General features: G+C 41.4%; 8 protein-coding genes. 2 read left to right on the top strand and 6 right to left on the bottom strand.

Annotation, left to right across the window (positions count from 1 at the left end; translation table 11 throughout):
• Positions 1–17 precede the first annotated feature (17 nt).
• The 4 genes from ACWF5P_RS05415 to secA all read right to left on the bottom strand — a co-directional run bounded on the left by ACWF5P_RS05415 (position 18) and on the right by secA (position 4,883).
• Positions 18–1,814: an LTA synthase family protein gene (locus ACWF5P_RS05415; protein WP_452444689.1), complete on the bottom strand. Its 1,797-nt coding sequence runs from the start codon at positions 1,812–1,814 to the stop codon at positions 18–20.
• Between the two features lie 76 nt (positions 1,815–1,890).
• Positions 1,891–2,046: a hypothetical protein gene (locus ACWF5P_RS05420; RefSeq protein WP_434168122.1), complete on the bottom strand. Its 156-nt coding sequence runs from the start codon at positions 2,044–2,046 to the stop codon at positions 1,891–1,893.
• A 12-nt stretch (positions 2,047–2,058) separates the two neighbouring features.
• Complete coding sequence (locus tag ACWF5P_RS05425; RefSeq protein WP_452444690.1) at positions 2,059–2,508, bottom strand: SLAP domain-containing protein; 450 nt, start codon at positions 2,506–2,508, stop codon at positions 2,059–2,061.
• Positions 2,508–4,883: a preprotein translocase subunit SecA gene (gene secA, locus ACWF5P_RS05430; protein WP_452444691.1), complete on the bottom strand. Its 2,376-nt coding sequence runs from the start codon at positions 4,881–4,883 to the stop codon at positions 2,508–2,510. Before secA ends, ACWF5P_RS05425 begins: the two co-directional genes overlap by 1 nt.
• 256 nt (positions 4,884–5,139) lie before the next feature.
• On the opposite strand from secA, the gene ACWF5P_RS05435 reads away from it, so the two are divergent.
• Complete coding sequence (locus ACWF5P_RS05435; protein WP_452444692.1) at positions 5,140–6,555, top strand: alkaline phosphatase; 1,416 nt, start codon at positions 5,140–5,142, stop codon at positions 6,553–6,555.
• Between the two features lie 103 nt (positions 6,556–6,658).
• Entirely contained in the window at positions 6,659–6,889 is a 231-nt protein-coding gene (locus tag ACWF5P_RS05440) for a hypothetical protein (RefSeq protein ID WP_434168125.1), read from the top strand.
• A 61-nt stretch (positions 6,890–6,950) separates the two neighbouring features.
• Here the strand turns inward: ACWF5P_RS05440 and ACWF5P_RS05445 are convergent, their stop codons facing one another.
• A complete protein-coding gene (locus ACWF5P_RS05445; RefSeq protein WP_452444693.1) occupies positions 6,951–9,020 on the bottom strand; it encodes a SpoIID/LytB domain-containing protein in 2,070 nt (689 codons plus the stop codon).
• Positions 9,021–9,278: 258 nt separating this feature from the next.
• Positions 9,279–11,285, bottom strand: coding sequence for a penicillin-binding transpeptidase domain-containing protein (locus ACWF5P_RS05450; RefSeq protein WP_452444694.1), 2,007 nt, complete (start codon positions 11,283–11,285; stop codon positions 9,279–9,281).
• Between the last annotated feature and the right edge of the window lie 221 nt (positions 11,286–11,506).

An 11,506-nucleotide genomic window follows, 5' to 3' on the forward strand; every position in this document is an offset into this window, starting at 1 on the left:
AAAGAGGATGGCTTTTATCAGTCATCCTCTTTTTTTTCACCTTTTTTCTCTTCCTTCATTTGTTTAAAGTAATCAGAGCGTATCACTTGATCACTCAGATCAATCTCCTTTTGGTCTTCAGGTGAAAATTCTTCGACCTTACCTTCCCCATTTATTTTCATTTGAGTACCATAATCCCCTTTTAATATCAAAGCATCACCATTTTCGCCATTCAGCATGCTCTCTCCAAAGTATGAAGAACTCTTAATATTGAACAGATCATATAGAGTTGGTAAAATATCGATTTGGCCCGCTACCTTATCAATCGTTCTCCCTTTCATATCCTCCTGATAAATGATCACAGGAATGGGCATATATTTTTCAATCCACTCTTCATCGCTAATTTTACTACCGTAATACGCTTCTACCTCGTGTTTATCTTTTAAAAATAGCCCATCATGATCTCCGTAAATGACAATCACGCTGTCTTTCAATTTCCCGTCATCCTTCAACCTCTTTACGAAATCCCCGATGGCTGAATCTGTATAATGAATTGCTTCAAAATATTTAGTCAGGTAACTGTTCTCTTTTCCAACTTCAGACTTCAATGTTATCTGTTCCTTTGGCAGTGAAAAAGGTACATGGCTGGTCAATGTAACGAAAAAAGCGTAATAGGGATTTTGTTTATCTTTTAGGAAATCATAGCTTTGATTGAAGAAACTGCGGTCTCCCAACCCCATCGAAATCATCTCATCTTGCGACATATCCTCTATGGAAAGGTAGTCATCAAACCCTAGCGAGGGATATGCATGCTGCCTATTCCAAAAGTCCTCTTCATCTCCGTGGAAAGCAAAACTTTGATAATCCGACTTTTTTAATTCCTTAGCAAGACCCGGAAAATCATTATATGGGAATCGAAAAAAGGTCGCACCCTGCTTTAAAGGAAATAATCCGGTATTCACGATAAGCTCTCCGTCTGATGAATTCCCAAATACCGTCTGCGGATATACATGCGGGAAGTACAACCCACCTTTCGCCAGTTCATTCATGAATGGAGTGACCTCCTGCCCGGCACTGCTTTGAAAGAGCGGAAACGCCTGTAAAGATTCCACCTGGATGATAATGAGATTCTTCCCCTCCAAGGAGCCTGAATGCCCGTTTCCCTTTCTTTTCTTTTTATTGAAGTAATCAGAAACGGCCATCTTTTCTTGTGAAGACATTCCAGGCCTTCCCGAATCAGTAAAGTAGGCATACGTATCCAATGCGTGATGACCGATCGGGCCCCAGTTTCGCAAGAAGGTATTTGCCTCATAACGCCTGGTTATATCTACTTTGTCGATAAAGATGTTCTTGACCGGCTTCAAACCTGCTATCATCAGGAATATTACGGCCGGGACGAGTGCCATATGCTTGAGGGGGTATTTTTTCTTCACAAATGACTCAGCGATTGGAATGCCTGCCAGAAGAAAGATTGCATCCTTCACTTCCATCATACTGAATATACTTTCACCAAGCCCATTCAGGTTGCTTTTTTGCATCCACATATAAGATGTTATAGGTGTCGAATAATAACGGTAAAACCAGATGTCCCCAAGGAAAAAGACCATGATCGAAAGAAGGAAAACTGAAAAAATGATGCCCTTTACGATTTGATTCGGTATCCATTCCTTCAGATAAACAATAAAACCGGCAACACCGATGATTATCGTAATTATCCCAATAGAAAGATCGTTACCCATCCTATCATTCGTATAAATGAAAAGCATGGCCACGATTGAGAATGACAATAACTCAAATAGTCTCTCCTTCAATCGTTGATTACGGTTATTCTTCATGCTCCTGCCACTTTCCTCTTCATTATTTCCAAGCCTTAGTTAAGCCTGATTGCGGAAGATTACTTATAAATATTACTTAGCGTTGCCATTTATGAGAAATTGCACACAGAAAACGGCATAAATATTTGGCACTAATGACTTCCTTTATAAACAAAAAGCCTTCATCACTAACAGGATGAGGGCTTTGCTTTGGATCTCCGGCAAAATAGCTGCCGGTTGACGCTAGACTCATGCGGGTACTTCCCTATTTTCTCTTCCATTCGAAAGCAATCTTCCAACCTTCATCAGGAATCGATTCCGCCAACATATCCCCTTCCTCGAATAAGAAACGCCAGGGGATGCTTGAAAGTGCTGGAAGCTCACCAAGCTCTGAAAGATCGAATGCCTTTTTTGCGAGGAATTTTCCATCTCCATCAACTAACAGTAAATCCACGATATCAAAACTGACAGCTTTTCCTATTGAATTTCGTAGAAAAGCCTCTATGATTACATCATCTTCCACCCTAGTCAGCTTGATGCCGGATAATGAAATTTGGTTCGGTTTTAATGCAGGAAGCCTTTGATGGTGGAATTTATATACATATTCCTCTTGCTTGGAAACTTCCCACCCCTTGTGAAACATCAAGGAAGTATGAACGGTGTCATCCTGATCTGATAACTTTTGTGTATTATCCCTTTTTTCAAATAAACTCATCACTCCTCACCCTCCAAAGCAGCTTCATCTTCCTGATTGCTATTCATATATTCTATAAAGCGGATGCTTATCTCCGACTCAATTTTAATTAATAGAAGGTTAAATTGATTGAGAGCTTCTTTTTCAAACAACGTATATGGGTCCTGCTGACCATATCCGCTTAAACCAACGCCTTCCTTCACACTGTTCATTTGATCCAGGTGGTTCATCCAATTTGTATCGATATGCTGCAGCATGAAAGCGCGCAACTGGTTTCCCCATTCTGCATCGTCCTGAAAGATCACCAATCTCGATTCCAATTCACCAAAAGCATCCAACGCTTTTCCTTGGATCTGGCCATCTAAATCCTGCAAATCACTTGCCTGCCAACCTAACGCCTGGAAAACAGGGGAAAGCTCTTCAATTAAGGCAGAGGAATCAGGTTCCATCTTATGTTCAGGGGAATATTTCACTGTGAGCCGAGTAATGTATTTTTTGATATATTCAAGTAAAATGGCCGACATCCGTTCAGGCTCCATTTCAAGAATACGATCTCTCATTGCATAGATGATTTTACTCTGCTCATTTAATGCATGCTCTAACTTCAATAAATGGTAACGGCTTGATTGATGCATTTGCTCTACCGTTTCCTGAACCAATTTAACGAATTTATCGGGTGCAGGGCTCAGCACCAATCCATTTTCATCCGTTTTGATTTTCTTGATATAACGTCCGATTTCTTCTTCATCATAGTAATCAAACAAATCATCTTCCAAAGAAATGATGAATTGTGTTGAACCAGGATCACCCTGCCGGCCGGAACGTCCTCTTAGCTGCATATCGATCCGACGGCTCTCGTGTCGCTCCGTACCGATAATATGAAGGCCGCCCAATTCCTTGACATCATTTCCAAGTATTATATCCGTTCCTCTACCAGCCATGTTCGTAGCCAGCATCACTTGATTTTTTTGCCCGGCATTCGCGATGATTTCCGCTTCATCCTCTTCCGTCTTCGCATTAAGGATTTGATGTTTAATTCTCCCCTTCTCTAGTTGAACCGAAATTTTTTCAGATTGCTTAATGGAGGTCGTCCCGATCAGAATGGGTCTGCCTCCATCATGAATCCGTTTTACTTCCGTGACGATTTTGTTGATTTTGCTTGTTTCATCTTTATAAATCAAATCAACCTCATCAACTCGAATAATAGGCTCATTAGTTGGAATTTCAATGACTGGGAGCTGATATATTTCCCAGAATTCAGACTTGGATGGCATGGCACTGCCTGTCATCCCAGTCATTGAATGATATAATCGAAAATAATTTTGGACAGTAATCATAGCCTGTGTTTCATTCTCTTCGGAAATCTCCAAGACCTCTTTTGCCTCAATCGCTTGATGAAGCCCTTCACTGAAACTTCGCCCTTCCATCACCCTGCCTGTGAATTTATCGATGATTGCAATCTTTTCATCGACGACAATGTAGTCGACATCCAATTTCATGATTGCATGGGCTTTTAGCGCCTGTGTAACATTATGTAATAGCTCTTGATGCTCCATTCCATACAGATTGTCGATACCAAAGGCCGCTTCAATCCTGGAAGCCCCTTGATCCGTGAAAAAGACGGACTTTGAATCGATGTAAATCTCGTAATCCTCATTTTCTACAAATGACTTCATGATTTGTGCCGTGATCTGGTGAAGCTCGGTTCCGTCGCTTGCCCTGCCCGCAATGATTAATGGTGTCCTCGCTTCATCAATCAAGATGCTGTCAATCTCATCGACAATGGCAAATCGGTGTCCTCTTTGAACCTTGTCTTCTTTTCGGTAGACCATATTATCACGCAAATAATCAAAACCGAACTCTGTTGCCGTCCCATATGTGATATCTGCGGCATACGCATTACGTTTTGCAGAAGTCCCCATTTGGGAAATGTTCAAACCAACCGTCAGTCCTAGATATTCTAGAATTTTTCCCATCAACTCTTTATCACGTCTGGCCAAATATTCATTGGCCGTAATAATATGCACACCATTACCGTACAGTGCATGTAAATAGCTAGGCAAAGTGGAGACAAGCGTCTTCCCCTCGCCCGTATTCATTTGTGCAATGCCCCCTTCACTCAGGACAAAACCGCCTGCAATCTGAACATCATGGTGCCTAAGATTCAATACTCGCTTGGAAGCCTCCCTCACGACCGCAAAAGCTTCGGCTTGTATATCCAATATATTGTCACCAGCATCCAATACGCTTTTAAATTTATCCTTCATTCCGCTTAATTCCAGATCTGAATATCTTTCATATTTACCCTCTAGCCGATTCACTTCTTCTACCAACTTATAAATTCTCTTCAAGTCTTTAGAACCTTCTTTGAAGAACTTTTTCATACTGGATAGCATAGGGTTCTCTCTCCCATTATTTGAATTGACCTTTAGTGAAATTATATCAGTTAAGTATTTACTGTTTATAAATTATCAACTTCATATTGTAATTATATAGAAATTCTTTCTTTTTTTGAAAGATAAATTACGCAAAAACCGACTGGTTGCCGGTAACAGTGCTAAAAAGATTAGCTCCATCCTGAATATCAGGGAGGGGTTTTTTTATCGATTTAGACAAATAATAGGAAGACTTTCACCCAATGGAGGATTACAGATGAATAAAAAATCCAGACATAAACCACATCGCTTTGGATTATGCGTTCTTATGATTTGTTTTATTTGCATGAGCTCCCCTATTCAAGCAGAATCAAAAAATACCCCCAAGAATGTCATATTGCTGATTGGCGACGGCATGGGGTTAGGGGCGATAGAAATTGCCCGGCAATTGGAATATGGAAAGACAGGTGCACTGCATTTGGAAAAACTGGAGCATGTTGCCCTGATGCGCACGTATTCCGCCAATAATTACGTCACTGACTCGGCAGCAGGAGGATCCGCGATTGCCACTGGTATAAAAACGAACAATGAATCGATCGGAGTCGATGCCAATGGTTCAGAGGTCGATAGTGTATTGGATGCCTTTCAGAACAATGGAAAAAAAGTCGGGATCATCTCAACCAATATGGTAGTCGATGCCACCCCCGCTGCCTTTGGTGCAAGTGTTCCTAACCGCTGGACAGGCGGCGCAAATATCGCGAGGCAGCTCTTTGATAACCGGATCGACGTCATCCTTGGCGGAGGTGCCAGCTATTTCGAGGCGGATAAGCAGAAAGGCGAGGATTTAATCGGTAAATTTAAACAAGCTGGCTATGGGATTACGACGACTAAAGAAGAACTTAGTTCCATAAATAAACCGGAAAAACTTTTAGGGTTATTTCACCCTACCTATATGAATTTTAAACTGGATAAAGAAGTATTACATTCTCAAGAGCCATCTCTAACCGAAATGACATCCAAAGCGTTGGATATTTTATCACGGGGTGATAAGGGATTTTTCTTGATGGCCGAAGGTGCGCGTATTGACCATATGGAGCATGCAGCCGATATCACTGGAATATGGAAAGAAACGATTGAATTTGACCAAACGGTGAAAGAGGTTGTAAATTGGGCAAAAAATCGAAATGATACGTTGATCGTTGTACTTGCAGACCACGAAACAATGGGGACCTCCGCTTCTGAAACAATGGATATCACGGCATTAAAAAAAATCAGGGTTTCATCTGAATATATGTCCAAACAGCTTACATTCGATAAAAATAATGAAATCAATCCAGAAAGCGTCGTTTCCACATTCAAAAAGTATGCACATATATCCCTTACGGATCAGGAAGTCGATCAATTCATCGATAACGTAAGAAAAAATAAAACGCTTGTCTATCCACAGCATCAAATAGATTGGGAAATCGGAAGCACCATCGCCAGGCATTATAAGGCGGGTATAGCTGATCGAAGCATACGGGCGGCCAGTTCCACAGGAGGGCACACAGCCAATATGATTCCCGTTTTCGCTTCGGGTCCAGGCAGTGAAGCCTTTGATGGAGTCATTGAAAATACGGATATTTCGAAAATCATCACAAAAGCCGCCGGTGTTCCGTTCACACCCGGGCAGCATAAAACAAAAGAGGAATGACATCATTACATCCTCTTTTAAGTTTCTTCCTCATTAACCTTTCTTTTGAGATGCGTTTACTCAAGTTTTGGGGTATTTCTTTGAAGTTTTGGAGCATTTACTCATGAGGTTGGTGAATCTGCTCATTGATCTGCGATTTACTCGTGAGTTTAGTGCTGTTACTCGTGAGTTTGAGGCGTTTACTCGTGAGTTTGGTGCTTTTACTCGTGAATTTGAGGCGCTTACTCGTGAGTTTGGTGCTTTTACTCGTGAGTTTGCGCCCTTTACTCGTGAGTTTAGTGCTTTTACTCGTGAGTTTGCGATTTACTCGCGAATTCGTGCTGTTTTCTTGTAAGTGTAGTGCTTCTACTCTTTATAAGGTCAAAAAAAGACGCCATACATGGCGTCCTACTCATTTATTTTTTTATGTGCTTTTTTAATACATACCCAATTTGGCTTCCCTTTTTCACTTTATACCATTCATCTTGTTGAGCCAGTATCGTTACGGCTTGTTCCCTGTGAAGAGTGCCAATCGTTTCAGAAGCTGCATTTCTACTTTCTTTAATAGATAATTCGTTTGCTTTCACTATTCCCGTCGTCTTCCTAATCGAGATTTTCGTTGAAATGGTTTTCTGATTGTCACTCTCATCCTTAGCGGAGATTTTTACCGTAAATATCCCGTTGGACATATTTTTGAAATCCCAGGTTGCCGATTGACTGCCTTTATGGAACTGCCTTTCAGAAAGGATGCCGACAACCTTACCTTTACTGTTCTTGATTTCCACCGTTACATTAGCGTTTTCATTAATTGAATACGTTATGTTCGCTTTCTCTGTACTGTAATCACCCGATGTTTTGACATCCGTGATTTTAGGTGCCGACGAATCTCTACTGATTTTTATCGCCATTGTTTCCAAACCTTCATTCCCGCCTCGTTCCATTGCTGATAATTCTGCTTCATATGTCCCGTTACTTACCGCTATTATGTTCCAGATAGCTGAATGGGTACCCTTTTTCATTGTTTGATCACGGACTGGGCTAGCTAAGGCATTACCTTTCCTATCTTTAATCGTGAGAGTTACCACAGCATCTTCTTTTAGGGAGTATGTGATTCCAACCTCATCATTTAAATGATCCGTCTTCGCTTTCATGTTTACTGAATTCGGTTCTTCCTTTACAACAATATCCGTTTTAGATCCAGCGCCTGGTCCATATTCCTTTTCTATAATTGTGTCAGGATAATAAAAACCCAAAATATCTTGATATGAGTGTCCAGCTTCCGCTCTGTTTTTCGCTCCAAACTGACTTAGTCCGACCCCATGCCCATATCCTGATCCTTCGATTGCAATTTTGGAAGGATCGGAAGATGAATGGTCAACCAAATAGCTTTTCATCACCTCTTGCCCCACCATGCCCCTGATTTTGGAAGCCGCTACATTAGTAAGCTTAACCGTTTGCTGCAAAAGTTTTCCCCTATCATCAACGAGATCCCTTACATAGAAATTCATTTGTATGGAGCCTTTCGTAACCCGACCTCCCGTTTTTTCATCTGTAAAAGTTAACAAGGGAATCTCCGTTATTTTAATATCTTTCTTCGCATATCCATTATTCGTCAGCCAAGCCTTCAGCTTCGGCACAACCGTTTTATCTTTTTCCTCTACACTTGTCCACCATTCTTCAGGTTTAGATAAATCCATTTTTGACAGGTCGATTTGCTGCTTGTCCAGCGTTATCGACCAATTGGTTTTTGAATCATAGAAATCTTTTTTGATAGATAAATATGCAAGAGGGTTGCCTCTTGACCAAACATTTGAATTCGATTCGGTCATCCCTCCATTGCTTGATGAAAAGAACGCTTCGATTATTTCGCCATCATGTTTGATTACCATGCCCTTTGTCTGATCAATGGCTGAATCAGTTCGATAATGACCGGCAGCCCCGCCATATACTTGGTAAGAAACTGTATCATCAATGATTGACGATTGATGGCGAAGTGCATACGTCCGGGCGGCAATCGCCTGTGCTTTTAAGGCTTCGGCATGCCATAGTGCGGGCATCTCCAGCGGGACAACGCCCTTTAGATAATCTTCAATGTAAACAGCATTGATTGGCCGGATGTAACCGTCCTCCACTGTAAATGTCATTGAGCCTTGATACGGACGGCCGTTTATGGACAATGAAGCTTCAGGTTTAACTGGCATTACCTTAAAGGAAGCATAAGATCCCGTTTTCTGAGAACCTTTGTAAACGGCAAGTTCAGCCGACTCCGCTTTCAGAGTCAGACTTTCACCCGCCTTGATGAATATCTCTCCCCCTGAATTACGGTAGTCCCCGGTTGCCGTTATTTTAACACTGGTTCTATTCCCCAAATAATTCTTCAGTTTCACTTCCATTGTTGTATTCTCTTCCACAGCCGTTGCTTCATGAGAAGGAAATGCAAAAAAAGTGATAAAGAAAGCGATAAACAAATACTTTAAACTTCTCATTCCCCTTCATCCTCATTCCTTTTCTATTTATCTTTTCAAGACTTTTGAATTAACCCTGTTCAATCTATTGGCATGAGAAAACTATTTACTTGTAGGTTACTGAACTCTCTTTTTACATTCTGTATGTACGCCGCATTATCCTTCAAATCCGGCTTTATTGTGTAATCGGAATCCACAACCAAAATAAAAGCAGGACATGGAAGAAACCATGTCCTGCTTTTATTTTGGTAAATGCTTGCTGATGGGTGACTTTTTTCTTTACTTCAAATACTTCTTCAACACCGGTTTCATTTGATCGACAACGACATGGCTGCCGCCTCGGCCTTTTACATCTTCAATCATCCATGCCATGAGAAGTTCCGGGTCTTCTGTGTCCATGGCAACGAACCAGCCATTTTCTGTTCCGTCCGCATTTTTGGATGCCTTGATTTCAGCAGTTCCTGTTTTAGCGGCGATTTTGATGCCAAGATCATCTATTCCATGTCCGCTTCCCTTAGGATGTTCCACTACTTGTGTCAGCATCTTGGTGACCTGATTTGCTTGGTCAGCTGATATCGCATTTTCTTTCCATATTTTCTTTTCTATTTTATCTCCTGTTATTAACGAAGGTGCCGGGATGTTCCCTGCATTCAAAAAGGCTGAATAGGTCATGGCGAGATGAAGCGTACTCATTTGGACTTGCGCTTGACCATATCCAGCGTCAGCCAAACGTCCCTCACTATCGATCTTACCGATGCTCGATGCTTTGATCGGATAATCGTAATTCAAAGGCTCATCAAATCCGAATGCCTTGAGTCCATTTGTGAATTTTTCCTTACCAAGCCCCAGAGCTTTTTGGGCAAAGTAAATATTGTCTGAATAAATTAAAGCCTTTTCCATATCGATTGGAACCCCAGGGTCCGAAACCCTTGTAATGGAATGATCTTTCCATGTTGATTTGGCCCATGTTTTCCCTTGAATATTGATCGACTCTTTCGGATCCACGCCATTTTTCAAAGCGATTGCCGCAGTGATGGCCTTAATGGTTGAACCAGGTGCAAACGTCGAACTGAAACGGTTCAAAAGTGGTTTTTCCGGGTCTTCTTCAAGCGCTTTTTGTTCCGCTTTCGTTATTCCGAAAATATATTTATTAGGATCGAATGACGGACTTGAAACAAGTGCAAGCGTTTCGCCTGTCTTCGGATCAATTGCCGATGCCGATCCGGCTTCGTTCTTATATTGTTTGAAGATATCCTTTTGCAGCTCGGCGTCGATGGTCAATGTAATTGTTTCTCCCTCTTCAGCAGGCTTTTCAGCAATCACTTTTTCTTCGCCATCTTCGGCTCTAATAAAGATTTTACCGCCAGGTTTGCCTTTAAGCCGCGCTTCCAAAACTTCCTCAAGACCGCGTTTGCCAATAACATCACTTGCTGTATATCCTTTTCCTTTCAATTTCTCCAGATCTTCGGCCGATGCCTCACCGACATATCCAATTAGATGGGCAGTAGCCTCTTTATATGGATATATGCGTTCTTCCGTATTATTGACAGATACACCAGCAATGCTTAATAGCTTTTCCAAGGTTGCAGTATTATCATTTGACATTTTCTTGATGGGCACGAAATAGCTTGGCTTTACCCATGTTTGTTTTAATTTCTGATTCACTTCGTCGGTGGACATATTAAGGATTCCAGCGACCTTTTTAACCGTTTCGGATTCATTGGCCATTTTCTCTGGCACGATTCCCACTTCTGCAACCGTTCCATTCATGGCAAGGCCGCGTTCATTTCTATCGACAATTTCCCCGCGAATGGCTGGATACGATTCAACCGATACCTTCTCGCCAGCTTTCAATTGAGGGAATATGTAGCTTTCATCCCACTTGATATACCAATTTTCTTCCTCGCCTTCCCCTTCCTTGACAAGTGTCGCTTTATGATCAGAGCTGACGGCACCCGCCATAGTGGACATATCAACGGTATATGAAAGGCTTACCTTTTCCCCATCTTTATGGTCTTTCTCTTCTTTTGGCTGTTTATAGTCCACCTTTAATTGGTCGGCTTCTATGCCCGTATAGATTTTCTCATAACGCTTAGCAAATTCATCCGCACTGATTTTCTTCTTTGTCTCAGGCGACAGATACTCGTACATCTTCGCAAAATCCTGTTTATTCCAAAGCTTCGTGTATGCCGCAAAGCGATCTTCCGGACTTGGCTCATCCGAGCATCCGGCCAGAAACAATACGCTCAACAACAATAAGCTGGAAACTAAAGCTAGTTTCTTCATGATTTCCTCCTAATGAATAGTTAGAATGATATACCTATAGTTTAGCAAAATATTAGGGGAATGGGGGATTTTACATGCCGAATTTCTTCATTTTTCTAATTAACCATGTTTTTTCTAAAACAAAAGTCCTGTACATTATGTACAGGACTTTTGTTTTAGAAAAAATAGATGAAGGTCCAGTTCACAAAAAAGATCAAGTTGATTTAAGGAATCAGCTCCCT

It is taken from the genome of Peribacillus sp. NPDC055009, from assembly GCF_053608705.1.

Coding starts and splice junctions, on each gene's coding strand:
- ACWF5P_RS05450 (WP_452444694.1), bottom strand. CDS start 11,285: ATGAAGAAACTAGCTTTAGTTTCCAGCTTATTGTTGTTGAGCGTATTG.
- ACWF5P_RS05445 (WP_452444693.1), bottom strand. CDS start 9,020: ATGAGAAGTTTAAAGTATTTGTTTATCGCTTTCTTTATCACTTTTTTT.
- ACWF5P_RS05420 (WP_434168122.1), bottom strand. CDS start 2,046: ATGAGTCTAGCGTCAACCGGCAGCTATTTTGCCGGAGATCCAAAGCAA.
- ACWF5P_RS05440 (WP_434168125.1), top strand. CDS start 6,659: ATGAGGTTGGTGAATCTGCTCATTGATCTGCGATTTACTCGTGAGTTT.
- secA (WP_452444691.1), bottom strand. CDS start 4,883: ATGCTATCCAGTATGAAAAAGTTCTTCAAAGAAGGTTCTAAAGACTTG.
- ACWF5P_RS05435 (WP_452444692.1), top strand. CDS start 5,140: ATGAATAAAAAATCCAGACATAAACCACATCGCTTTGGATTATGCGTT.
- ACWF5P_RS05425 (WP_452444690.1), bottom strand. CDS start 2,508: ATGAGTTTATTTGAAAAAAGGGATAATACACAAAAGTTATCAGATCAG.
- ACWF5P_RS05415 (WP_452444689.1), bottom strand. CDS start 1,814: ATGAAGAATAACCGTAATCAACGATTGAAGGAGAGACTATTTGAGTTA.